The organism is Rhizobium leguminosarum (assembly GCF_004123835.1).
Lineage (GTDB): Bacteria > Pseudomonadota > Alphaproteobacteria > Rhizobiales > Rhizobiaceae > Rhizobium > Rhizobium leguminosarum_M.
Genome location: NZ_MZMU01000003.1, coordinates 1,093,394 through 1,117,384 on the forward strand (window position 1 = coordinate 1,093,394; position 23,991 = coordinate 1,117,384).

Genomic DNA, 23,991 nt, shown 5'->3' on the forward strand with positions numbered 1-23,991 from the left:
TTCACTTGCGTACAATTTAATTGTGCGATATTAAAAATCCAACCCGATCGAAGGGCCAACCAAAGGAGATTGTCATGCCTATTCTCTATACGACCAAAGCCTCTGCCACCGGCGGCCGCGCGGGCCGCGCCGTTTCCGAAAACGGCGTTCTGGACGTGACGCTGACCGTTCCCAAGGAACTCGGCGGCGACGGCGCGACCGGCACCAATCCCGAACAGCTCTTCGCTGCCGGCTACTCCGCCTGCTTCCTCGGTGCATTGAAATTTGTCGCGGGCCAGCAGAAGGTCAAGATTCCCGAGGACACGACGGTCTCCGCCAAGGTCGGCATCGGCCCGCGCGAAGATGGCGGCGGCTTCGGCATCGAAGTGGCGCTGACGGTCAATATCCCCGGTCTCGACCGCGAAACCGCTGAAAAGCTCGCAGCCGCAGCCCACATCGTCTGTCCCTACAGCCACGCGATGCGCACCTCGACCGAGGTCCCGGTCACTGTCGCTTGATCGGGTTTAATAACTTGGTAGCCGTATCGGCTGCCGCCATCTGCCGGCCGGATAGCGTGTTATCCGGCCGGTCTCGGCGTTTCTATCGTCATTCATGACAGCGCCTGCAGACTCTGCCGCAGCCGGGCGGCGCCGCCTTCCGGCAGCTTTCCGTCGATCATCGCATGCGTGCTTTTCCAGATCGGCAGTGCTTTTGCCAACGCCGCCTTGCCCTCAGGGGTGAGGCTCAGCAGCCGACCGCGCCTGTCCCTCGGGTTCTCCATCACCGTCACCCAGCCCTTGCGCTGCAACGGCTTCAGCGCCGCCGTCAGCGTCGTCTGGTCCATGGCGAGCAGGGCTGCGACCGGCCCCATCGGCGGTGGCTCCGGCCGGTTCAGCGACATCATCAGCGAAAACTGCCCATTGGTCAGCCCGGCCGGCCTCAGCGCATCGTCGAACAGCCGGGCAAGCGCGCGTGCTGCCCGCTGCACATGCAGGCAGAGGCAGGTGTCGCGCACCATCAGCGTCGTGGAAAAGGGAATCTCGGTCGAATTTGACATGCTTCATTTCTATTGATATCAATGTATTTAGTCAAGGAGAAGGAGATGGGCCGGCTTCACCGGCAAGCGCCGGAGGAGGGCGCATTTCATGCAGAACGAGGTTGTTTCCCGCGAAGAGTGGCTCGAAGCCCGCCGTGCCCTGCTGGTAAAGGAGAAGGAGGAGACGCGGCTGCGCGACAGCGTCAACGCCGCCCGTCTGGCGCTGCCCTGGGTGAAGGTCGACAAGGATTATATCTTCGAAACGCCGGAGGGAGGCAAGTCGCTCGCCGATCTCTTCGACGGCCGCAGCCAGTTGCTGATCTACCATTTCATGCTTGGCCCGGATTGGGATGCCGGCTGCACCGGCTGCTCCTTCCTGTCCGATCATGTCGATGGCGCCCTGCCGCATCTGAATCATCACGACGTCACCTGGGTCGCCGTTTCGCGCGCGCCGCTCGACAAGATCGCCGCCTACAAGCAGCGCATGGGCTGGCAATTTCCCTGGGTCTCTTCCTTCGGCAGCGATTTCAATTTCGATTATCACGTTTCTTTCAGTCCCGAGGATCTTGCCAAAGACAAGGTCTTTTACAATTTCACACCTATGCAGCCGGCTGATGCCAATGACGAACTGCCGGGCCTCAGCGCTTTCTACCGCAACGACAAGGGCGAGGTCTTCCATACCTATTCGAGTTATGCCCGCGGACCGGAAGAACTGATCGGCACCCTGATGATCCTCGACCGAGCGCCGAAGGGCCGCAATGAGGACAGCACGATGAATTTCGTGCGCCGCCACGACGAATATGAGGAGGCCGCCAAGGCGCCATCCTGCTGTCACTGAGCCGGAGCATGATGCCGAAAAGTGTAAGCGGTTTTCGGGCGACATCATGCTCTAACGATCCAGCAGTTTTGCGTCCGGAATGCGGAAAACAAACACCACCATCACTCAAGGGAGAAGAGGATGATGAAGACCGCTGAAGTGCTGAAGGAACATTCCTTCCTGGAAAGACTGGTCGGCGACTGGACCGTCACCGCACCCGACATGAGTGGCGGCGAGCCCTGGACGGAGACCGTCCGCTCGCTGCACGGCATCTGGTTCGTCGCCGAAGGGACCGGCCGCATGCCGGACGGTAAGGAGGCCACCAGCATCCTGACGCTCGGTTACAACGACGCAAAAGGCAAGTATGTCGGCAGCTGGATCGGCAGCATGATGGACTATATGTGGGTCTATGAGGGCGAGGTCGACGCATCAGGCAATGTGCTGGACCTCTATACCACCGGCCCCGACATCAATGGCGAGGGGTTTGCCGATTACCGCGAGCAGGTCATCTTCATCGACGCCGATCACCGCACCTTCGTCTCCAGCGCCAAGCAGCCGGACGGCTCCTGGAAGCAGTTCATGGAAGCCCATTACGCCCGCAAGATCTGACAATCGCGGCGCTCAACCTCGAGAAAAGAGGCCTCGCAAAGAGGCCTCCGAAGAGGGGCGTCGAAAAAGGGAGAGTATGATGTCTGAGACGCATGGAAAGTTCATCTGGTGCGAATTGATGACCCCCGACACATCAGCTGCCGCGAAATTCTACAGCTCGGTCGTCGGCTGGACCACCTCCGAAATGAAAGTGGAGGGCATGCCCACCTATACGATCTTCGAGACGAACGGTAATGGCGTCGCCGGCCTGATGGAATTTCCGGCCGAACTCGAGGGTAAGGGCATTCCGCCGAACTGGACGGGTTATGTCGACGTCGACGACGTCGACCAGTCGGCCAAGGACTTTGCCGCCAATGGCGGTTCGGTCCGCCGTCCGCCAGAAGACATCCCGACCATCGGCCGCTTCGCCGTCGTCGCCGATCCGCATGGTGCGGTGCTCTGCATCATGACGCCGGCGCCGATGGACAAAGCCTGGCCGGAACTGGCCTTCGACGCCCCCGGCAATATCGGCTGGCACGAACTCTATGCCGGCAACGGCAAAGACGCTGTTTCCTTCTATTCCAAGATGTTCGGCTGGACGAAGGACAGCGAAATGGACATGGGTCCGATGGGCGTCTACTACCTCTTCGCCCATAACGGCCGGCAGATCGGCGGCATGATGACCAAGCCGGAAAACATGCCGATGCCCTTCTGGTGCTATTATTTCATCGTGCCGACCCTCGACGCCGCGATCGAACGCGTCACATCAGGCGGCGGCAAGGTCGTCAACGGCCCGATGGAAGTCCCCGGCGGCAGCTGGATCATCCAGGCCACCGACCCACAAGGCGCCTTCTTCTGTCTGGTCGCCCCGAAGCGATAGGTTTTGGCCCTTTGTTGGCGGCGTTCCGTGAGGCCCCCTCATCCGGCTGCCGCCACCTTCTCCCCGCTGGGGCGAAGGGATTTGCCGCAACGTCTCGACTCCCTCTTCTCCCCAGCGGGGAGAAGGTGCCCGTAGGGCGGATGAGGGGGCCGCACGGCACGCCGCCAACAACAATCACGCCCATCCATCATCCCCCAACCGAAGCAAAGAACCCTTCCGGGCTCTCCACCTCCACCAGCCGCTTCCTCTCGATAAGCCAGAACCGGTTTCCCACAGCCCGTACGAAACTGCGGTCATGCGAGACCAGCAGGCAGCTCGCCTCGTGTGCCATCAGCTCGCTTTCGAGTGCCTCCTGTCCCTCGATGTCGAGATGATTGGTCGGCTCGTCGAGCAGATAGAAGTTCGGCTCCGTCAGCCGCAGCACCAGCATGCCGAGCCTGGCCTTCTGGCCGCCGGACAACTGGCCGATCGGTTTTGCCTGCATGTCGATGGTCATGCCGGCGCCTGCAAGCAAGCCCCGCGCCCGCTGATCGCCGACATCGAAGCGGCGGATGATCGTGCCGATCGGCGTGTCGGTGTCGGCAAGATCGGCAAGCGCCTGGTCGCCATAGCCGAGCACCAGCGAAGGCGTCGCCTTGATGCTGTCGCGCGCCGTATCCGGCCTTTCGATCGCCTGCTTCAACATCGACACCAGCCGCGACTTGCCGGCGCCGTTGAGGCCGAGCAGCACGATGCGGTCGCCCTGGCAGATGAACTGCCGGCCGGTCTTGAACAGCAGCGTCCTATCCGGCGTCGTCACCGCCGCATCCTCCAGCGTCACCAGCACCTTGGCATGCGTGCCGCGATTGGCAAGCCGGATGGCGCCGGCCGAGCGCTCCAGATGCGCCGGTTTTGCCGCGTCCTCCAGCTTCTCCGCCCGCTGCTTGAGCTGCTTCGTCTTGACGACGAGCAGATCGCTGCCGGAGTTGATGCCGATATTGTTGAGCTTCGCCGCCTGCTTGCGCAACTGCTCCGCCACCTTCATGTCGCGCTCGTAGCGCCGGGCTTCGGAAGCGTCGGCCTCATCGAGGGCGGCGCGCGCCCTGGTATAGGGTAAGGCGAAGACCGGCGATTGCTCCGGCCGCAGGAACAGCGTCCGGTTGGTCGTCGCATCGAGGAAGGCGCGATCGTGGCTGGAGAGGATCACCGGCACGTCGCGCGGCAGCGCATTCAGCCAGCTCTCCAGCTGCGCGATCTTTTCAAGGTCGAGATGGTTGGTCGGCTCGTCAAGCAGAAGCACGTCGGGCTCGCTCACCCAGGTGCGGGCAAGCATGGCAAGCCGCTGCCATCCGCCGCTTAAACGCCCGAGTGGCCGGCCGCGCATGGCCTCCGGCACATCGAGCGATTCCAGCACCACGTCGACCCGCCAGCTTTCGCTTTCGGCCTGATCGGCCGACAGCGCCTGCAGCACCGCGTCGTAGAACGGCGTGTCGAAAAGGGCAGGTGGCACATTCTGCGCGACATGGCCGATGGTCAGCCCGCGCGCCTTGGTGATCTCGCCCTCGCTCGGCTCCAGCGCGCCGGTGATGCAGGCAAGCAGCGTCGATTTCCCCCGCCCGTTGGCGGCGACGAGGCCGATGCGGTCGCCGGCGTTGACGACGAGATTGAGCTTGGAAAACAAAGGATTGCCCAGCGTCACGCCGAGATTGCGGATATTGATGAGTGTCATGATCGTTCTCTGGTCTTGACCGGGTATTCGAGCGCGATCCGGGGCATTCAGCCATCACGGGATTGCGCGTATCGGAGCCGGAAATTGAGAAAAATGCGCGCTGTCATCTACGGCGCCGCATTGGCCACGAAGGGCAGACCAGGAAGAGATGTCGAGAAACGGTCTCTGGTCAGCCCTGCAAACGCATTTGCAGGGCGTTGACGGGACCACGCTGGCGAAACTGAAAATAATATTGCATTGCGTGATCCTCCTTTCTCGATGGGATTGCAAGATCCAAATAACATCGCCCGCAAAAAGAGGCAAGGGCGCCGCAGGCACGCCGATATCCAGTCGCCGCGCCGGCTATTGAGTTGGCAGGAACGGTCACCCCACCCTCCGTCCTCCTCGGCCTTGAGCCGAGGATCCATGCCCGCTGCTGATGGACGCCCCGCATGGTTGGTGGGGCCAAACCAGTGGTTCAGTTGCTCCCAACTCCTGATTTATCCACTCAGCCCACCGGCAGCCAGCCCCAGCCGCCGCGTTATCTCGATACTCCTGAGGAACGTCTCGTCGTGGCTGACAACGATGAGCGCGCCGTCATAGGCGCGCAGTCCGGCCTCGACCGCAGCGATCGAGTCGATGTCGAGATGGTTGGTCGGTTCGTCGAGGATCAGGAGCGGCGGGGGTGCCGCGCCGAGCACGCAGGCAAGGCCCGCGCGCAGCAATTGTCCGCCGCTCAGCGTCGATACGGTCTGCAGCGCCGCATCCGCCCTGAACATGAAGCGGGCCAGCGCCGCCCGGCAGGTATTTTCATCGGCCTGCGGATTGATCCAGCGAAAATTGTCGCGGATCGAAGCCGACGGATCGAGCAGGCTCACCTTCTGATCGAGCATCGCAAAAGCGGTCATGACGCTGACCGTGCCGGCCCAGGGTTTCAGCGCGCCGGTAACAAGCGCCAGCAAGGTCGTCTTGCCCGAGCCGTTGCGGCCGGTGACGGCGATACGCTCGGGTCCCGTCACATCGAAGGAGAGATCGCGTATGACGGGATCGCCCGGCTGGTAGCCCGATGTCACGCTATCCATCTTCAGCACGATCTTGCTGGCAGGCAACCCGGTCGGCGGCAGGGTGACCGACAAGGGCTGGAGGATCTCGATCTTCTCGCGCGCTGTCCTTGCCTCTTCCAGTGCCTGGGCACGCCGGCGGTCGGCAAGACGGGCATTGTCGCCACCCGTCGTTTCGCTCCGCTCCTTCATGCCGCCGAGCATGATGCGCGGCATGCCGCCCTTGGCAGCCATCTTCCGCCCCGTGCTGTCCCTCTGCGCCTGACGCTCCACCGTCGCCTGCGCCTTTCTCGCCACCTCGGCCATGCGCTTTTCGGCTTCAGTGAGATCATGCTGTGCCGCCGCGAGCTCGATCGCCTTGCACTCGCGGAAATGGCTCCAGTTGCCGCCGTAGCGCGTGGCACCGAGCGATGTCAGTTCGACGATCGCATCGACGCTTTCGAGCAGTTCCCGATCATGGCTGATGATGATGGCGCCGGCCCGCCAGCCTGACATCAGCGCGATCACCGCCTCGCGGCCTTCGCGATCGAGATTGTTGGTCGGTTCGTCGAGCAACAGAAAGTCCGGTTCGGTGAAAACAAGCGCGGCAAGCCCGGCACGAGTGCGCTGCCCGCCGGAGAGCACGGCAAGCGGCGTCTCCGGCGGTGCGTCGAGCCCGGTACGATTGAGTGCTGCGGCGACGCGCACCTCCAGCATCCAGTCCGCGGATGCAAGCTCATCGGCCGTTGCCGCGCCGGCTTCGGCACGGCGAAGAATAGCGAGCGCATGGGTGACGCCGAAGAGATCGGCGACCGTTTCGTCAGATGCTACCTGAACGCTCTGGCGCAGCGCGCCGAGGCTGCCGTTGACGGATACGGTGCCCGAATGCGGCTGGATTTCACCGGAGACGAGCTTCAGCAGCGTCGTCTTGCCGACGCCGTTGCGCCCGACGAGACCGGTACGCTCCGCCCCGAAACTCAGGTCGAGATTGGAAAAAAACGGCCGCCCGTCAGGCGCGGACCATGAAATTTGGGAGAGAGTAATGGATGCAGGCATGGCTATGGATTTCCCCGTTGGCAAGGCGAACTGGCGTTGCGATCGGGTTGAAATCCATTGCGGCACACATCCTGTTGAAATGGTCGATAGGAGGGAATTTAGGGAATAAAGGCTTTCGGTTCAAGGCAAAGCTGCCAATCGGGCGGCAGACAGCGATCTTGCCATCCTTCTTCTGCTTGCAGTAGCCGGCGGATTTATCGCTTCAGGCTGCCGAATGTCCCGCGCACGGCGCGCAGGGCTGCCGTATTCGAGTGTTCTGCAGTTACACGGTCTGCTTCACGCAGATCTCAGGATCAAAATCAACGCGCCTCGCTTTCCCGTCAGGCGTTTTCAAGACAAGCTCGACTCCGCCTCCAAGAGAATGCATGTACCGCACGATGGACGATAGGAGGACATCGTCGGCGCTTTCGATTTTCGAAACAGTGTTCTGCGTCATGGCCGCACGCGTAGCGACCTCTTGCTGTGTCGCATGCATCGCCTTGCGCGCTTCCGCCAAGGCTTTGCCCAGACGACGCTGCTGACGTTTCATGTCGAGCCGAGCACGAACATCTTCTGGAAGTTCGTCGCGTAACGTCTTCCATTCAGTGCTCATTTTTCTTCTCCTTCAGCCACGCAGCGAACCGCGCGTCAGCTTTGTTGATCAGTTGTTTGTAAAAGAGCGCTTTATTCATACCTTGCTACCGAATTGCCACATCTCTGTTCTGTTTCGGCATTTGACTTGCTCCCTCTTCTCCCCAGCGGGGAGAAGGTGGCCCGAAGGGTCGGATGAGGGGGCTGCACGGTAAGCCCGTTGCTGCCTTTCGCTGGCCGCTCAAGGCGTTCGTCGCTGGCGCTTCTCACCCCCCTCATCTGCCTGCCGGCATCTTCTCCCCGCTGGGGAGAAGGGACTCGCGGCAACGCCTCAGGCCTTCTCCGGAGAGACGCCACCCATAAAAACGCTACACCGGCCACAAATCCCTTCTCCTCGCAGGCGGGGAGAAGGAGAAGATGTGCCGGTAGGTGGATGAGGGCTACGGCACGCCGTCGCGAAACACCTAAAGGAGACCCAGACCTACCGCTTCAAGCTCCCCAAGATCCCACGCACCAGCGCCCGGCCGACTTGCGTCGCAACCGTGCGCGCCACGCTTTTCATCGCAGCTTCCACCACCGTTTCGCGCTGATAGCCGGAAGTCCGGCCGCGCGATTGGCCGCGGCCCTGGTTGTCGTCGTCATTGCCGCCGCCGAAGCCCGGCAGGGTCCAGCCGGAGGTCGTGTTGCCCTGTTGTTGTGGCGCTTCTTCCTGCGCTCGCTTGGCGGCTTCGGCGTCGGCCGCCTTCTTTGCCCGCGCCACCAGCATCTCGAAGGCGGATTCGCGGTCGACATCCTCGTCATAGATGCCGAGAACCGGGCTCCTGTCCATGATCTGCCGGCGCTCGTCATCCGTCACCGGGCCGACGCGGCCGGATGGTGGGCGGATCAGCGTGCGCTCGACGATCGAAGGTGCGCCCTTGGCTTCCAGCGTTGAGACCAGAGCCTCGCCGGTGCCGAGATTGGTGATGACCGTGGCGCAATCGAAGGCCGGATTCGCACGGAATGTATCGGCGGCCGTCCTCACCGCCTTCTGTTCGCGTGGCGAATAGGCGCGAAGCGCATGCTGCGCCCGGTTGCCGAGCTGGGCGAGCACCGTTTCCGGCACGTCGAGCGGGTTCTGCGTCACGAAATAGACGCCGACGCCCTTGGAACGGATCAGCCGCACCACCTGCTCGACACGTTCGGTCAGCACCTTCGGCGCATCGTTGAAGAGCAGATGCGCCTCGTCGAAGAAGAAGACGAGCTTCGGCTTTTCGGGATCGCCAACCTCGGGCAGTTCCTCGAAGAGTTCGGAAAGCAGCCAGAGCAGGAAAGTGGCGTAAAGCCGAGGGTTCATCATCAGCTTGTCGGCGGCCAGCACCGAGATCTGGCCGTAGCCGCTGTTGCTGGTGCGCATGATGTCGGTGATCTTCAGCGCCGGTTCGCCGAAGAAGTGCTCCGCACCCTGCTGTTCGAGAACGAGCAGCGCCCGCTGGATCGAGCCGACCGAAGCCTTGGAGATCAGCCCGTATTGGTTGGAAAGTTGGCTGGCGTTCTCGCCCATATAGTTGAGCAGCGAGCTGAAATCCTTGAGGTCGAGCAACGGCAGCCCGCCCTGGTCGGCGATCTTGAAGGCGATGTTGATGACGCCTTCCTGCGGTTCGGAGGCATCCATCAGGCGGGCGAGCAGCAGCGGTCCCATCTCGGCGATGGTGGTGCGCACCCGGTGGCCCTTCTCGCCGAACAGATCCCAGAAGATCACCGGAAACTGGTCGAATTCGTAGTCGGTAAAGCCAATCTGCTCGGCGCGCTTCGTCAGGAAATCCTTCGGCTCGCCCTTGGCGGCGATGCCGGAAAGATCGCCCTTGATATCGGCCGCAAACACCGGAACGCCGGCCCGGGAGAAACCTTCGGCCAGCACCTGCAGCGTCACCGTTTTGCCGGTGCCGGTGGCGCCGGTGACGAGGCCGTGGCGATTGCCGAATTTCAGGTCGAGATATTCCGGCTTGTTGATGCTGTCATCGGGATTGCGGCTCGCGCCGATGAAAATCTTGCCATCCTCGATCATTCGGAATGCTCCCTTGGGGCTCTGCCGCCATTTGTATGAGAAGGCGTGTTCTGCCGCCTTCATCGAACCATCGTTTCCCTGTTATAAGCAGGCATGCGCATGCGGACAACTGTTTGCATTGAAAGCAAAACCGGACAAAGTGCGGCCCGGGGAGGGGCCGGCTTGAGTTGCGGTCGAATCTCGATTAACGTTGACGTTAACGTCAAAAAAATAGGAGGCTGACGATGAATGAAATTGTGACCCAGATCGCCGATCGCGTGGGTATTGCGCCTGATCTGGCCGAAAAGGCGCTCGGCATGATGCTCGGCTTCCTGCAGCGCGAGGCCGCCGATGGTCCGGTTGCCAAGATGATCGAAGCGATTCCCGGCGGCGCCGATCTTGTCGCCCAGTTCAATGGCGCAGGTGCCGGCGGCGGCGGTCTGCTCGGCGGGCTGATGAGCTCGCTCGGCGGCGGTGGCATCATGGGGCTCGGCCAGCAACTGATGGGTGAAGGCCTCGGCATGGGCGAGATCACTTCGCTTGCCAAGGAAACCATCGCGATCGCCAAGCAATATGCTGGCGAGGAAGTCGTCGACGAGGTCGTCGCTTCCGTCCCGGGCCTCAGCCAGTTCGTGTGAGACGAGACATCAGCAGGAGCCTCGCGTCGTCGCGGGGCTCTTCTGCGAATGGCAGATAATATCTTATTTGGCTTTCGCCGCGTCACTCCGGCGCTTGGTTTCAAAGCGGGCGCGCACCATCTCGGCCGGGATGCCAAGGCTCGGGTTGTTCACTAGGTCGTCGTAGCGCGCCGGGATCTCCTCATTGAGCCAGCGTCCGCGGGCCGCCTCATGATCCTCCAGCAGCCGCAGTCCTGCCCGAACAACTTCGCTGGCATTGTTATAGCGGCCGGAGTCCAACTGCTTCCGGACAAATTCCTCGTAGTGGTTTCCGAGCGCGACGTTGGGCATGGTTTTCCTTTCGTTGTCACGAATATGGGCAGTCGGCCCCCTATGGCAATAAAGATTGACCTAACATGATCATCGGCGCGCTGGCTTTAATCGCCCTTGCATCGCAGCCTCTGCCCACTAGTTAACGGCTGCCCATTGGATGGAAGGAGAGCTCGTGACCGTCTGGCGCCCATCGCAGCAGATCAGGGTGAAGGTGATCGGCCTCGCCTGACGGAAAGACCAGTTGCTTGTCGCCGAAGTGGAGGATGACAGCGGCCGCATCAAGGGCGTTCGCCCGCTCGGCGGCGCCATCGAATTCGGCGAAAGCCGCGAAGAGGCCCTGCACCGCGAATTCAGGGAGGAACTCGAGACCGATATCCGCATCGTCGGCCCCTGGCATCTGCTTGAAAACATCTGCCAGCATCATGGCGCGACCGGGCACGAATTCATCTTCGCTGCCGATATCGAACTGGTCGATGCATCTCTCTATGAGCGCGATGAAATCCGTTACTGCGAACTCGATGAGACGGCGGCGACGGCGCGCTGGTTCGGCCGTGACAGGTTGCGGGACGCCGGCATCGATCTCTATCCGACAGGTCTCGACAGGCTGCTGTCGCGCTGGCGCGATTGAGCCGGAGATCGCCCGCTCTGAGGCGCCATATTCCGATCGCCAAACTTTGATCGTCCGCCCCCGCTTCCGGGGGGAACAATGAGGTCGTCCTGCTGTTTCTGTCGCATCGCTGAAACCATAGGGAATAGCATCATGCGTATGTTTCTTGCAGCAGCCTCGATCATTCTCCTCGGCTTCGCCGCTCCGGCTTTCTCCCAGGCGCTTGCTGATATGGACTCTAGCGGCCGCTTCGGCGGCATGCCACCCGGCACGGTGCCAGGGGCGCAATCCAATGGCGGACTCATGATTCCGCTCGATCCAGTCGAAACCGGTGATATCACCGTCGTCATTCCGTCCGATCGGACCACCTGCCCGCGGCCCGGAACGCGTCAGTACCGCGCGGCAGAGCGCGACGGGACGCTAAGCGACGCCTGCCGCTGACGGGATAGCCCCAGATCAGAAAGCAGGACCGGCTATTTGTCGTTTCTGTGCAGCACGACGCCGAGTTCGTGCCACCGCCGTCTGTCGCGCTGGATCAGTTCGTCGGCTGAGGCCGGTCCCATGCTGCCCGGCGTGTAAGCGTCAGGCACGCTCTGATCCCTAGCCCAGATATCGAGGAAGGGCTGCACCGCCGCCCATCCGGCCTCGATGCCGTCGGCGCGCTGGAACAGGGTCTGATCGCCGATGAAGAGATCGTAGAGCAGTGATTCATAGCCGGTCGTCTTGGCAATATCGAATTTGTCGGCATAGCGGAAATCGAGCGAGACCGGCACGGTATCGACGGAAAGCCCCGGCGATTTGATCGAGATTTCCATGCTCAAGCCCTCGTCCGGCTGCACCTGGATTACCAGCCGGTTCGGCGGTAGGCGGCGCTTGACGTCGGTCTCGCGAAACTGCGCGAAGGGAACCGGCTGGAAGGTGATGACGATCTCGGTGTCGCGTGCCGTCAGCGCCTTGCCGGTCCTGAGATAGAAGGGCACGCCGGCCCAGCGCCAGGTATCGGCATAGAGCTTCAGCGCCACGAAGGTCTCGGTCCTGCTGTCGGGTGAGACGTCCTTGGTATCGCGATAGGCCGGAAGCTCGGCACCATTGAGCGGGCCTGCGGCATAGGCGCCGCGCACGCCATGCGTCTTGGCCTCTTCCGGCGTATAGATACGCAGCGCCTTCAGCACCTTGCTCTTCTCGTTGCGGATCGCTTCGGCATCGAAGCTGTTCGGCGGTTCCATGGCGATCATCGCCAGCAGTTGGAAGAGATGGTTCGGCACCATGTCGCGCAATGCGCCGGTTGCATCATAGAATTTGCCGCGGCTGCCGACATCGACGATTTCGGCGGCGGTGATCTGCACATGGTCGATGTAGCGGCTGTTCCACAAAGACTCGATCATCATATTGGCGAAACGCGCCGTCATCAGGTTCTGCACCGTCTCCTTGCCGAGGAAATGGTCGAGCCGGTAGACTTGGCTTTCCCCGACCTGCGCGAGAATCTGTGCATTGAGCGCGTGTGCCGAGGCGAGATCGGTGCCGAACGGCTTTTCAATAGCGACGCGGCGGAAGACGCCGTCGCTTTCATTGGTCAGACCATGCGCGGCCAGTTTCTCGACGATCGTGCCGAAAAAGGATGGCGGCACCGCGAGATAGAAGGCGGCATTGGCATGCGGCCCCAGCCGCTTGCCGATCTCGACGAAAATATCGTCCTTGGTGAAATCCCCGGACGTATAGGAAATGCGCCGGCGCAGGCTTTCCCAGGCTTCGTCCTTCAATGTCGGCTCTTCGCCGCTCAGATGGTTGAGGAATTGGTCGAGCCGCCCGCGCAGGAACTCATCGTCACCTGGCTCGATGCCGATGCCGAGAATGTGGAGATCGTCGCCGACGAGGCGGCTGCGTGTCAGATTGATGATCGCCGGCACCAGCAGGCGACGCGTCAGGTCGCCCGTGGCGCCGAAGATGACGAGGGTGACCGGCGGGGTTGGGGCAGCGTCCATGTGTCATCTCCTTGGAATTTGCGGCCGACTATACTGCGCGCCGGCTTTGCCGCAACATAGGCGGCGAGGGGTAACAGGCATTTGACATCCTGGCGCTCGTGGCCGCCGCCCCTCATCCGCCTGCCGGCACCTTCTCCCCGAGGGGAGAAGAGGATATGCCGCGACCTCTCAGTTCCTCGCTCACTTCCCGCATGGCAAGCCACACGGTAGGCTAGGGTGAGGGGCAGCCATCGACACGACCCAGCATGCCGGAGCAGCTGATCATTTCTTCACGGCCACCATGAAAATCCTCGGAAACCGCAGCAGCACCCGCCCGTCCGACATCTTCGGATAGGCCTTTTCCAACCGCTCCAGGTAATCGGCCAGGAATGCCTCGCGATGCTCCTCGCCGGCATGGGCGAGATAGGGCATCAGCCCGGTTCCCTTCACCCATTCGACGATCGCCGCAGCATCCGCCATCGGGTGATTGTAGACGGTGTGCCAGATATCGACGCGCGCGGCTTTGGCGATCAGCCGGCTGTAATAGGTGGACGGTGGCGGCAGCGGCTTGCGGCGCACGCTCTTCGCCTCGAAGGCGGATTTCCACGGGCCGGCATGGGCGGTCTCCTCCATCGCCAGATGCGAGGGTTCGCCGAGATTGTCGGGCATCTGCACGGCCAGCACGCCGCCTTCGGAAAGCCCGTCCATCAGCCGGTCGAAGATATCGAGATGATCGGGCAGCCATTGGAAGACGGCATTGGCAAACAAAAGGTCGGCGGGCTCAGTCGGCAGCCAGATGCCGAGATCGGCCTCGACGAAGGCGGTGGCAGGAAGCCGCTTGCGCGCTGCCTCCAGCATGTTCATGTCGCTGTCGACGCCGGAGACTCCGTCCGCCCCAAAGCGCTCGATGATCAGCTCGGTCGAGTTGCCCGGGCCGCAGCCGAGATCGATGGCATGACGAATCTTTTGCAGCGGCACCTGTGCCAAAAGGTCACGTGCCGGTCGCGTGCGCTCATCCTCGAATTTCACATATTGATTGGCGGACCATGCCATGAGGGTTCACTCCTGCTGTCAGGCCACATCTTCCGTGTGGCGGATGCGGACCTTGTCGATGTTGCGGCCGCTTGACGACCTCATCGGCGAAGTCGCCGGCGGCGAAGGCACCCGCCGATCTTCACTCAGCCGACACAAGTATTTTGTCCACGCGCCTCCCGTCGAGATCGACGACTTCGAAGCGCCATCCATCTCTCGTGAAGCTCTCGCCCAATTCAGGCAGATGCTTCAACTCTTCCAACACCAGGCCAGCGACGGTCTGATATTCCAGATCGCCATCGAGCTTGAGGTTTAAGAATTCAGCGAACTCGTCAATTGGCGTCCAGCCCGACACGAGATAAGAACCGTCGTCTCGACGAGCGATGGCCTGTTCATCGACAGGTCCCTCCTGTAGAGCCCCCATGATTGCTTCCAAAATGTCACCTGACGAAACAATCCCCTCGAAGTGGCCGTACTCGTCGAAAACCAGCACCATGTGAACGGGCGATTTCCTGATTGCTTCAATAACATTGATGGCAGTTGAAAGGTCTGAAACCACCGGCACGTCTTGCGTCAGAGCCTGAATGTCGACAGTGCCGTGTTCGGACATCGAGTCGTAGAAGTCCTTGACCGGAAGGATGCCGATCACCTCGTCCGAACTGCCTTTTCGAACCGGCAACCGCGACCGCTTCGTCCTGTGCAACTGGGTCCGAATTTCATCAAGGCTGTCGTCAATATCAATAATTTCGACGTCCCGTCGGGGCGTCATAAGCGCTCGGGCAGTGCGGTCCGCCAGCCGCATGACACCTGAGATCATCGCGGACTCTTCGCTTTCAATAACTCCAGCCGACTGCGCCTCGGCCAGAACAGTTTTGATCTCTGCGTCAGAGACATTATCGCCGCCCTTTCCTGCTTGGCCCAAGAGCTTCAGCACAAGATTTCCGGAGGCGTTTAGAAGCCACACCAGTGGCAGCGCGATTTTTGAAAGTACCGCCATAGCTGGTGCGACCTTAGCCGCAACCGCTTCGGGTTCCCGCAACGCGATCTGCTTGGGAACAAGTTCGCCGATGATCAGCGAAAGATATGTGATTGCCACAACGACTGAACCTACGCCAATGGCATCAGCGGCCGTCGATGACATCCCCTGGGCCTCCAGCCATCCGCTCAGGCGGCCGCCGAGCGTGGCCCCCGAGAAAGCGCCGGATAGCACGCCGACCAGCGTGATGCCGATCTGCACCGTAGAGAGAAAACGACCGGGGTTTTCGGCAAGTTTGATCGCTTGAGCTGCACCCTTGCTTCCATTGTCGGAGAGAACCTTCAGGCGGGCTGTTCGCGAAGACACAACGGCCAGCTCAGACATGGCGAGCACACCATTCAGGATGGTGAGAAACGCCACAATTCCAATTTCCAGAAACACAGGGACCCTATTCGTTGAGGTTGTAATGCCGCATTCGTCAGGCGAAGCGGCGAGGCATTCGAAGGGACGCTACTATAGACGCATCGCCTATCGTCTTTCCATCATCGTGTTGACATCAGTGCAGGTTCCATCAGACCGCTCGTCTGAAGTGAAAGTCAGGGCCATCGGTAAAACCGGGCAGGCCACCCATCATCGGCAATGGTCTGGGAAGCGGCCCTCTCTGCGCGAGCCTCGATATGCCTGAGGCGAGGCGGAGGTCATCGCACCGTCTACAATGGTCGCCTGCTTCCTCGGCCGGGAGATCCCGGTTGGAAGGGGCGGAGCTTGTAGTGGATGGGTCGCAGTCAGGCATGTCGCAATTTTGACGGTGAAACAGTGCCGACGCAAGAGGCGCCGGGCGAAAATCCTTATAGCGTCTTGATGTGACAGTTTCGCCAACGGCAGCAGCACCGCATTTGCGCGTCTTAAAAGAGGCGCAGCAGGCTGCCCAGCCATAAGTAAAAGTGGCGCAATACACCGTAAATTAACAGCCTTTCCGTATTTTCTTTAAATTGCGAACGATTTCCGCGACGTGCAGGCACGTCCCGAAATCAGTTCTCGGTCAGGGGGAAGCCGGGACGGAATAGATCGGTGCGCGATCGACGACCTGCCCGCTCGAGGAGGTTAAGCGCATGCAGTTCAAATCGGCTACCGGACGCAACATTTTTTCCGTGGCGGCTTGCGGTGTCATCGCCACGATCGCGGCATCGGGCGTTCTTTTTTACATCGCCTACAACGATATGCGCAAATCGAGCCTCGACGAGATGCTGCAGATCGCTGCTGCCAATGCGCTCAACGTCGAGAAATCGATGAGCGTGGCGCTCGGTATCGTCAATGCGTTGGAAACGTCGCTGTCGACGATGAAGGACGGCGGAAACGCCAATCGTGCTGCCGCCGACGACCTGCTGAAGAATATGCTGCAGGATAATCCGATGGCGCTCGGTGTTTGGACCGGCTGGGAACCGAATGCCTTTGACGGCAAGGACAAGGATTTCGTCGGCAAGGAAGGCCACGACACGACCGGCCGCTACGTGCCTTACTGGGTCCGCAGTGGCGACAAGATCCAGCACACGCCGCTGGTCGACTATGCCGTATCGGGCGCCGGCGACTACTACCAACTGCCCTTTACCCAGAAAAAGGCCGTCGTCATCGAACCCTATGTTTACCCGGTCGACGGCAAGGACGTGCTGATGACCTCGGTCGCCAAGCCGATCATGGTCGACGGCAAGGCGCTCGGCGTCGCCGGTATGGATATTTCGCTCGACGACGCCAACAAGGCGATCTCGGCAGTCCACCCGATGGAGACCGGCTATCTCAGCCTCGTGACGGGCGCCGGCAGTATCATCAGCCACCCCTCCGCCGAGCTCGCAGGCAAGAATATCAAGGACGGCGGTGATTTGACCGCCGGCTGGGATCAGTTGATCGCCAGGCCCGGCGTCGCGCAGGAGATCGCAGGCCGGGACGGCCAGACCTATTTCTCGGTCGCCTATCCGGTAAAGCTGACGACTGACCTGAACTGGTACGCCGTCGTCTCGGTGCCCAAATCCACCGTCTTTGCCCAGCTCAACAACATGGCCTGGAGCGCCGTTGCGATTACGGCCATCGCTGCCCTCCTGCTCGGTCTTTCAGGCTGGCTCATCGCCCGCAAGTTCATCCGCCGCATAGAGGGCGTGATCGCCGAGACCGATCGCATCGCCCATGGCCAGCTCGACGTGCAACTGAACGACAAGAATGCCAAGGACGAAATCGGTGACCTCTCGCGTTCCCTCGCCATCCTGCTGGACAGCAATCGCCAGAAGATCAAGCTCGAAGCCGATGCGGAAACCTCCCGGGCCCGCGAAGAGGTCGAACGGCAGGAACGTTCCGTCCACCATGCCGCCCGTGAGGATTCGATCAAGTTTGCGGTCAGCGAACTCGGCAACGGACTGGCCAGCCTTTCCAATGGAGACATGACCATCCGGCTGGAAAAGCCGTTTGCCGACTCGCTTGACGAAATCCGCGTCGATTTCAATGCGTCTGTCGAAAAGCTCCAGGCAGCCCTGATTTCCTTCTCCGAAAACGCCGCCGTCATCCAGGCCGGTTCGGAAGAAATACGCTCGGGCGCCGACGATCTCGCCCGCCGCACCGAACAGCAGGCCGCTTCCGTCGAGGAGACTGCCGCCGCGCTCGAGCAGATCACCACCTCTGTCAAGGACTCCACCCTTCGCGCCGAAGAAGCGGGCGCGCTTGTCAGCCGCACCAAGGAAGGTGCGGAAAAGTCCGGAGAGGTCGTGCGCAATGCCGTCGACGCCATGACCGGCATCGAGCAATCCTCGCAGTCGATCTCCAACATCATCGGTGTGATCGACGATATTGCCTTCCAGACCAACCTGCTGGCCCTCAATGCAGGTGTTGAGGCAGCACGTGCGGGGGAGGCCGGCAAGGGCTTCGCCGTCGTTGCACAGGAAGTGCGTGAACTGGCGCAGCGCTCGGCCACCGCCGCCAAGGAGATCAAGGCGCTGATCACCTCCTCCGGCGACCAGGTCAAGCGTGGCGTCGATCTCGTCGGCCAGACCGGCAAGGCGCTGCAGGCGATCGTTGCCGAAGTCCAGCAGATCAACAGCAATGTCCAGGCGGTTGTCCAGGCCGCCCGCGAACAGTCGACGGGCCTCCTGGAGATCAACACGGCGGTCAACCAGATGGACCAGTCGACCCAGAAGAACGCCGCAATGGTCGAGGAATCGAATGCCGCCTCGCACACGCTGGTGACGGAGGTGTCTGCGCTTTCGGAGCGTCTGGCACAGTTCAATCTCGGCCAGGCGGCCAACGCGGCTCCTGCCGCCCGGACGACTGCCAGGCCGCTGGCGCGCCCGGTCGCGGCGACGCTTGCGGCGCGCAGACCGGTCCCCGCCTCGGCCACCGATCATGCCAGGCCCGCTCCCTCGCCGGCCCGCGCACTCGGCGGCAAGCTCGCAGCCGCCTTCGGCACCTCAGCCGCACCGGCTTCGACCGAGGGCAACTGGGAAGAGTTCTAGACGCTCGACGCGCGTCCTCGAAGGCGGCAGACATTGTTTTTCCTCAAGCGGAAAGAGCTGCAAGGATGGCGCGCTCAATTTTGATTTGAAAACATTCAATACCTCGCGCTAAGTCACACAAACCAGCATCAGCGCAAAGTCCTCGGAGTTGCCGATGACGTTTCCCGATCCGCCGTTCGCCTTTGACCGCATACTCATCATGGGCAATGGCGGCGCAGGCAAAACATGGCTCGCCCGTCGCGTCAGTGAGCAACTTCACCATCCGGTTATCCACCTTGATGACATGCATTGGGAGCCCGGGCGGTATGGGATCGCTCGCGACAGGGCGTTGCGGGATGAGATGGTCAAGGAAGCGGCCGAGCGCGACGCCTGGGTCATGGAGGGCGTTTACGGGCAACTGGCAAACATGGTCCTCAACCGCACGACGATCCTGATCTGGATTGATCTGCCGGAGGAGGAATGCATCGTGAACATCAAGAAGCGAGGTATTCAGGGCGGCGAGACAGGAACGCAGTTCGATGGCCTTTTGAAGTGGGTGGCCGAATACAGGAGTAGAACGAACAACTGGAATTCCTTTGAGGCGCACGCGCGATTGTTCTCGGTCTTTTCCCGTCCGAAGTTCCTGTTATCGAGCCGCGAGGCCGTCACCGATTTTGCTGACCGGTTGTCCACGAGCATCGACGAGGCCATCGATGAACGAGCCCAGATTTCGAATGACGAGGGCGAAGACGCCGGGATGGTCGTCCAGGTGTTTGCGGATGAACACTGGAATGCCTATCACGACATCCGCCGCGCTGCCCTCTTCGAGGCCCGTGGCTTGACTGGCTATGATGCGAACCATCCCGATGATCGAAGGGAGGGACATTTTCCTTTGCTGCTTCTGCTTGAAAATACGCCGATCGGTGCGGCTCGCCTGGATCTGACGGGCGAGGAGACAGCATGTGTGCGGACCGTCGCGATCAGGGCGGAATGCCAGGGAAATGGGTACGGGCGGATGCTCATGGCCGGCCTCGAAAAATTCGCATCACGGCACGGGGTCAAGAGATTGCTTGTGAATGCGGCGCGAGACGCCGTGGGATTCTACGACGCGCTCGGGTGGACCGTCGTTGAGGCCGGTGGTGAAAACCCGGTGCTGACTAAGGAATTGCGAACTGGGTCTTAATGGTGAAGAATTGCGCGACCGCGAGCTGCTCTGATTTTCTCGTGGAGCTTCTCCAATCAACGCCGAGGTCACGATGCTCATTATCTTTGGCGGTCCGCCTGGCAGTGGAAAGACGACGATTGCCCGCGCTTTGGCCGAGCGGTTGAATGCGGTCCATGTGCGCGTCGATACCATCGAGCAAGCAATCCGCGCTTCCGGAATATCCGATGATGTCGGGCCTGCAGGCTATATCGTGGCTTACGGTATCGCCGGAGACAATTTGACCCTTGGCCGGACTGTTATCGCCGACTCCGTCAACCCGCTCCGGATAACCCGGTCAGCATGGCTTTCGGTCGCGCAAGCCGCTGGGGTGACAGCGGCGGAGGTCGAGGTCGTTTGTTCGGATAAAGCCGAGCATCGCAAGCGTGCTGAAACGCGCCTCACCGATGTCGAAGGTCTTGTGAAACCGACATGGCAAGAGGTTTCCGAAAGAGCCTATGACGAGTGGCACGATGCAATCGTCATCGATACGGCTTCGAAAACGGTCGACGCCGTTTTGGATGAACTGGTGAGCCGATTGAAATCGCTGCCGATACGATGAATGAATGATCTCGTTTCCGAGCCGACACGTGAGGCGAGGCGGATCTCATCGCAGCATCCTATAGCGGCCGCCTTCCTGGGCGGCAATGCCGGTTTCGTCTGCCCAGTGGCCTCGGCAGAGGCTGTCAAGATACGGAAATCAATGTGCGGCGGCGATCACGCGTCGGTCTGTTTGTGCGCCCGACGTGGCAGATGTAGCTTTCTACTGAGTTCCGCAAAATCCTATCGTCCGATAGACAGGCCCCCCGCCGCCAATTCTGCCCGGCAAGCCTCACCAAAATCGAGGAGAAAGTTCATCTCGCCGGAACGCGCGAGATCGCGGATTTCAGAGAGTGAGCGATTTGGCGTCAAATAGGTCTCGACGATCCTTACCATTGCCAGCTCGGCTCCATCCACGACCGGACGGGATGCGATCAGACGCATGTGGGCGACCAATGCATAAAGCAGCACGAGGTCGGAGACGTCGTCCTTCTGGTGACTTATTGCGTCACCATAAAGCCGCGTGGCTTCGGTGATGAAATCGGAAAACAGCTTTTCGCGTTTGGCAATCTCGGCCTCGCGTTGTTTTTCCTTCACCTGTGATCGATGCGTCATCCAGGTGGAGGCAAACGAGGTCAGGCTGCCAATCGCAATGCCGGCGAGCCCCATCAGAGCAGAGATGTATGCGTCCATGAGATTTCTCCTCTCGGAACGAGCCGGCGCGGGCACCACGTAAATGACAGAGTGGTTGCCCGCGAGCCTCAAGCCCTACTCGGCAAGCGGAGGACCCACCCACACGCCTGATGGTATTGCAGGGATACAATTCGCTAATCCGTCGAGCATGCCTTGCAAGACGCTCTCAGTCAGCTCCTCCATCTTGTCGCTGGGGCCGACGAGGCGATCCGCCAGCAGCAAAGTTAGACCGTGCATTTGGGACCAGAAAACAAGAATCGCCCCATCGATCGTGCGGGTATTGGTCTCGGTATCTGCAATCGGGCGCCCGAGAGCGCCGTCGGAGATCGCGCCAACTATAAGGGCTTTCATGTTGTAAGCCGCCGTTCTTTCGATCGCGGGGCGCCTTTCGTCCTGCCCGGCGAGGTAGCCGCCGAACATCAATCTGTAGAGCGCCGGATTGTTGACGCCGCCGGAGACATATGCGCGCGCCATAGCTGCCAGCCGCTCGCGCGGACTGTCGAGTTCCTTGGTCGCTTCGGCCATCCGCTTCGCCAGCAGTTCGAACCCAACCGCCGAGACGGCTCCCAGCAATTCGCGCTTATCGGCGAAGTGTTTGTACGGGGCGTTGTGACTGACGCCCGCCCGACGTGCGAGCTCACGAAGCGAAAACTCCGTGCTTTGAGACTCGCTGAGAACGTCCAGGGCGGCCTCTACGATCGCCCTCTGCAGGTCGCCGTGGTGGTACGGGCGCTGGTCTTTCGTGGAAATGTCTTGGGTCATGCCATCCATTTAGGTTGTTAAGTTGCTCATGTCAACATTCTGTCGATGGATGTTGACATTGTCCACTCTAGCACTTAAGTGGGCGATGTCAACATATGCTGCGGCCGGTCTGGAACGGCGGCGGGATCAACAACCGAGGTAAACTGCATGGCCGCTCAACATCCCGTCAAAAACAAGAGGCACCGCATAGCGGAGCGTCCGCCATTTGAGCGTATCGCGCTGTTGTTGCAAGGCGGAGGGGCGCTCGGTTCATATCAGGCCGGCGTCTATCAAGCACTGGCCGAAGCCGATCTGCATCCTGACTGGGTCGCCGGCATCTCCATCGGTGCCATCAACAGTGCCCTGATTGCGGGCAATCCGCCTGAAAGACGAGTGGAGGCGCTCCGGAGCTTCTGGGAGACGGTAACCGCCCCGGTTCACGGGTTTCCCACTCTGTTTTCGGCGATGCTAGGGGCGATGGGGCTCCAGGGTGACTTCGCGCGTGGCCTGCTCAATCAGGCACACGCCTTCGCCACCCTGATGGACGGCGCCGCGGGCTTCTTCACGCCCCGTCCGGTGCCACCTTTCTTTTCATCCGCCGGCAGCATCGAGGCGGAAAGCTTCTACGACGTCGCACCGCTGAAGGCGACGCTGGAGCGACTGGTGGACTTCGACCGCATCAACACAGGAGCCATGCGTTTCAGCGTCGGCGCCGTCAACGTGCGCACCGGCAACTTCGAGTATTTCGACACCACGACCCATAATATCCGCCCCGAACACATTATGGCGAGCGGCGCCTTGCCGCCGGGTTTCCCGGCCACGAGGATCGACGGCGAGTGTTACTGGGACGGCGGCCTCATATCGAACACGCCGCTGCAATGGGTCCTCGACAACTCGCCGCGCCAGGACACGCTGGCCTTCCAGGTCGACCTCTGGAGCGCGAGTGGCGAATTCCCGCGTGACCTCCTCGGAATCGAACTGCGGCAGAAGGATATCCGCTTCTCGAGCCGCACGCGCGCGGCGACCGACCATTTCAAGACGCAGCAGCGGCTGCGCCGCGCACTCGGCCATCTCGTGGAGCTCGTCCCGCAGGACGCGCTGCTGCAAGCCGATCCCGAGATCAAGCTGCTCGTCGATCAGGCCGACGAGAAGGTCTACAACATCGTACAGCTCATATATCGCGCCAAGAAATACGAAGCGAGCTCCAAGGATTACGAGTTCTCCCGGCTGACGATGGAGGAGCACTGGGCCTCCGGCTACAACGACGCCCTTCAAACACTGCGCCACCCCGAGGTGCTGCAGCGGCCCGGCACGCCGGACGGCGTCGCCATTTTCGATTTCGATTGAGTTTTCACCAAAGAGAAGAGCACGACCATGAAGATCGCCGCAGTCCGCGAAAATGCCTTCGCGATGCCGCTCAACAATCCGGCCTATCCGAGGCCACCCTACAAGTTCTACAACCGCGAATTTGTCGTCATCAACTACCGGACCGATCCGGAGACCCTGCGCGCGGTCGTGCCGGAGCCGCTGGAAGTGATCGGCGACACTGTCGCCTATGAATTCATCCGCATGCCGGATTCGACCGGCTTCGGCGATTATACGGAAACCGGGCAGGTCATTCCGGTGCGCTTCACGACGCCATCTGGCAAGGTGCAGGAAGGCAGCTACGTGCATGCCATGTATCTTGACGACAACTCTCCGATCGCCGGCGGCCGGGAGATCTGGGGCTTTCCGAAGAAGCTGGCGACGCCGAAGCTATCGCACGAACAGGAGACGCTCGTCGGGACGCTCCACTACGGCTCGGTTATGTGCGTCACGGCGACCATGGGCTACAAGCATCGCGAGCTCCCGCTGGAGCCGCTGGCAAAGGCGATGGCGAAGCCCGCCTTCGTGCTGAAGGTCATCCCGCACGTCGACGGTTCGCCCCGGATTTGCGAACTCGTGCGCTACTATCTCGAGGATGTGACGCTGAAGGGCGCATGGGCCGGGCCAGCAGCCCTGCAATTGTTCGAACACGCAATGTGCGACGTCGCGCGTCTACCCGTGCGCGAGGTCACGTCGGCCAGCCATTACGTCGCCGACCTGACGCTTGGCCTCGGCGAGGTCGTATTCGACTACCTCCAAAACGACTGATCTCC

At 61.1% G+C, this 23,991-nt stretch carries 22 protein-coding genes and 2 pseudogenes; 13 read left to right on the forward strand and 11 right to left on the reverse strand.

Annotated elements, in window-relative coordinates:
• Positions 1–74: 74 nt before the first annotated feature.
• Entirely contained in the window at positions 75–497 is a 423-nt protein-coding gene (locus tag B5P46_RS09205) for an organic hydroperoxide resistance protein (RefSeq protein WP_003546481.1), read from the forward strand.
• A 92-nt stretch (positions 498–589) separates the two neighbouring features.
• On the opposite strand, the gene B5P46_RS09210 is transcribed toward B5P46_RS09205, so the two are convergent.
• Positions 590–1,036: a MarR family winged helix-turn-helix transcriptional regulator gene (locus B5P46_RS09210; protein ID WP_129418395.1), complete on the reverse strand. Its 447-nt coding sequence runs from the start codon at positions 1,034–1,036 to the stop codon at positions 590–592.
• A gap of 88 nt (positions 1,037–1,124) precedes the next feature.
• Between B5P46_RS09210 and B5P46_RS09215 the strand changes: the two genes are divergently transcribed.
• The 3 genes from B5P46_RS09215 to B5P46_RS09225 all read left to right on the forward strand — a co-directional run bounded on the left by B5P46_RS09215 (position 1,125) and on the right by B5P46_RS09225 (position 3,300).
• Entirely contained in the window at positions 1,125–1,853 is a 729-nt protein-coding gene (locus tag B5P46_RS09215; protein WP_129418396.1) for a DUF899 domain-containing protein, read from the forward strand.
• Positions 1,854–1,973: 120 nt separating this feature from the next.
• On the forward strand, positions 1,974–2,441 hold the full coding sequence (locus tag B5P46_RS09220) for a DUF1579 domain-containing protein (RefSeq protein ID WP_129418397.1): 468 nt from the start codon (positions 1,974–1,976) through the stop codon (positions 2,439–2,441).
• 79 nt (positions 2,442–2,520) lie between these two features.
• Positions 2,521–3,300, forward strand: coding sequence for a VOC family protein (locus B5P46_RS09225; protein ID WP_129418875.1), 780 nt, complete (start codon positions 2,521–2,523; stop codon positions 3,298–3,300).
• A 187-nt stretch (positions 3,301–3,487) separates the two neighbouring features.
• Here the strand turns inward: B5P46_RS09225 and B5P46_RS09235 are convergent, their stop codons facing one another.
• The 4 genes from B5P46_RS09235 to B5P46_RS09255 all read right to left on the reverse strand — a co-directional run bounded on the left by B5P46_RS09235 (position 3,488) and on the right by B5P46_RS09255 (position 9,700).
• Positions 3,488–5,008 (reverse strand): ABC-F family ATP-binding cassette domain-containing protein, encoded by a 1,521-nt coding sequence (locus B5P46_RS09235; protein WP_129418399.1) that lies wholly within the window; start codon positions 5,006–5,008, stop codon positions 3,488–3,490.
• Positions 5,009–5,487: 479 nt separating this feature from the next.
• Positions 5,488–7,083, reverse strand: a complete 1,596-nt coding sequence (locus B5P46_RS09245) for an ABC-F family ATP-binding cassette domain-containing protein (protein ID WP_129418401.1) — start codon at positions 7,081–7,083, stop codon at positions 5,488–5,490.
• Positions 7,084–7,345: 262 nt separating this feature from the next.
• Positions 7,346–7,675, reverse strand: a complete 330-nt coding sequence (locus B5P46_RS09250) for a helix-turn-helix domain-containing protein (protein WP_129418402.1) — start codon at positions 7,673–7,675, stop codon at positions 7,346–7,348.
• A gap of 459 nt (positions 7,676–8,134) precedes the next feature.
• Positions 8,135–9,700: a helicase HerA-like C-terminal domain-containing protein gene (locus tag B5P46_RS09255; RefSeq protein ID WP_129418403.1), complete on the reverse strand. Its 1,566-nt coding sequence runs from the start codon at positions 9,698–9,700 to the stop codon at positions 8,135–8,137.
• A gap of 224 nt (positions 9,701–9,924) precedes the next feature.
• On the opposite strand from B5P46_RS09255, the gene B5P46_RS09260 reads away from it, so the two are divergent.
• A complete protein-coding gene (locus tag B5P46_RS09260) occupies positions 9,925–10,317 on the forward strand; it encodes a hypothetical protein (protein WP_003546502.1) in 393 nt (130 codons plus the stop codon).
• A gap of 63 nt (positions 10,318–10,380) precedes the next feature.
• Here the strand turns inward: B5P46_RS09260 and B5P46_RS09265 are convergent, their stop codons facing one another.
• Positions 10,381–10,647 carry a type II toxin-antitoxin system ParD family antitoxin gene (locus tag B5P46_RS09265; RefSeq protein ID WP_129418404.1) on the reverse strand — a complete coding sequence of 89 codons (267 nt, stop codon included), beginning with the start codon at positions 10,645–10,647 and terminating at the stop codon, positions 10,381–10,383.
• Positions 10,648–10,801: 154 nt separating this feature from the next.
• On the opposite strand from B5P46_RS09265, the pseudogene B5P46_RS09270 reads away from it, so the two are divergent.
• Positions 10,802–11,257, forward strand: a pseudogene (locus B5P46_RS09270) (NUDIX hydrolase).
• A 78-nt stretch (positions 11,258–11,335) separates the two neighbouring features.
• Complete coding sequence (locus B5P46_RS09275; RefSeq protein ID WP_129418405.1) at positions 11,336–11,677, forward strand: hypothetical protein; 342 nt, start codon at positions 11,336–11,338, stop codon at positions 11,675–11,677.
• A 32-nt stretch (positions 11,678–11,709) separates the two neighbouring features.
• Here the strand turns inward: B5P46_RS09275 and zwf are convergent, their stop codons facing one another.
• From zwf to B5P46_RS09290, 3 genes are all read right to left on the reverse strand, one after another.
• Positions 11,710–13,218: a glucose-6-phosphate dehydrogenase gene (zwf, locus tag B5P46_RS09280; RefSeq protein WP_129418406.1), complete on the reverse strand. Its 1,509-nt coding sequence runs from the start codon at positions 13,216–13,218 to the stop codon at positions 11,710–11,712.
• 261 nt (positions 13,219–13,479) lie between these two features.
• Positions 13,480–14,250 (reverse strand): trans-aconitate 2-methyltransferase, encoded by a 771-nt coding sequence (gene tam / locus B5P46_RS09285; RefSeq protein WP_129418407.1) that lies wholly within the window; start codon positions 14,248–14,250, stop codon positions 13,480–13,482.
• A gap of 121 nt (positions 14,251–14,371) precedes the next feature.
• Positions 14,372–15,646, reverse strand: coding sequence for a hemolysin family protein (locus B5P46_RS09290; protein WP_129418408.1), 1,275 nt, complete (start codon positions 15,644–15,646; stop codon positions 14,372–14,374).
• A gap of 671 nt (positions 15,647–16,317) precedes the next feature.
• On the opposite strand from B5P46_RS09290, the gene B5P46_RS09295 reads away from it, so the two are divergent.
• The 4 genes and pseudogenes from B5P46_RS09295 (at position 16,318) to B5P46_RS09310 (ending at position 20,441) form a co-directional block, all read left to right on the forward strand.
• A complete protein-coding gene (locus B5P46_RS09295) occupies positions 16,318–18,699 on the forward strand; it encodes a methyl-accepting chemotaxis protein (RefSeq protein WP_129418409.1) in 2,382 nt (793 codons plus the stop codon).
• A 154-nt stretch (positions 18,700–18,853) separates the two neighbouring features.
• A pseudogene (locus B5P46_RS09300) lies at positions 18,854–19,411 on the forward strand (AAA family ATPase); the annotation flags it as partial.
• Between the two features lie 24 nt (positions 19,412–19,435).
• On the forward strand, positions 19,436–19,861 hold the full coding sequence (locus B5P46_RS09305) for a GNAT family N-acetyltransferase (RefSeq protein ID WP_129418876.1): 426 nt from the start codon (positions 19,436–19,438) through the stop codon (positions 19,859–19,861).
• 73 nt (positions 19,862–19,934) lie between these two features.
• Complete coding sequence (locus B5P46_RS09310; protein WP_129418410.1) at positions 19,935–20,441, forward strand: AAA family ATPase; 507 nt, start codon at positions 19,935–19,937, stop codon at positions 20,439–20,441.
• Positions 20,442–20,662: 221 nt separating this feature from the next.
• Here B5P46_RS09310 and B5P46_RS09315 read toward each other — a convergent pair whose 3' ends face one another.
• Both B5P46_RS09315 and B5P46_RS09320 read right to left on the reverse strand, forming a co-directional pair.
• On the reverse strand, positions 20,663–21,112 hold the full coding sequence (locus B5P46_RS09315) for a hypothetical protein (RefSeq protein ID WP_129418877.1): 450 nt from the start codon (positions 21,110–21,112) through the stop codon (positions 20,663–20,665).
• 75 nt (positions 21,113–21,187) lie between these two features.
• On the reverse strand, positions 21,188–21,874 hold the full coding sequence (locus B5P46_RS09320; RefSeq protein WP_129418411.1) for a TetR/AcrR family transcriptional regulator: 687 nt from the start codon (positions 21,872–21,874) through the stop codon (positions 21,188–21,190).
• 147 nt (positions 21,875–22,021) lie between these two features.
• Here B5P46_RS09320 and B5P46_RS09325 point away from each other — a divergent pair, with 147 nt between their 5' ends.
• Both B5P46_RS09325 and B5P46_RS09330 read left to right on the forward strand, forming a co-directional pair.
• The gene (locus B5P46_RS09325; RefSeq protein WP_129418412.1) at positions 22,022–23,200 is read left to right on the forward strand and encodes a patatin-like phospholipase family protein; all 1,179 of its coding nucleotides are present in this window, start codon (positions 22,022–22,024) and stop codon (positions 23,198–23,200) included.
• A gap of 27 nt (positions 23,201–23,227) precedes the next feature.
• Positions 23,228–23,986: an acetoacetate decarboxylase gene (locus tag B5P46_RS09330; RefSeq protein ID WP_129418413.1), complete on the forward strand. Its 759-nt coding sequence runs from the start codon at positions 23,228–23,230 to the stop codon at positions 23,984–23,986.
• Positions 23,987–23,991: the final 5 nt, after the last annotated feature.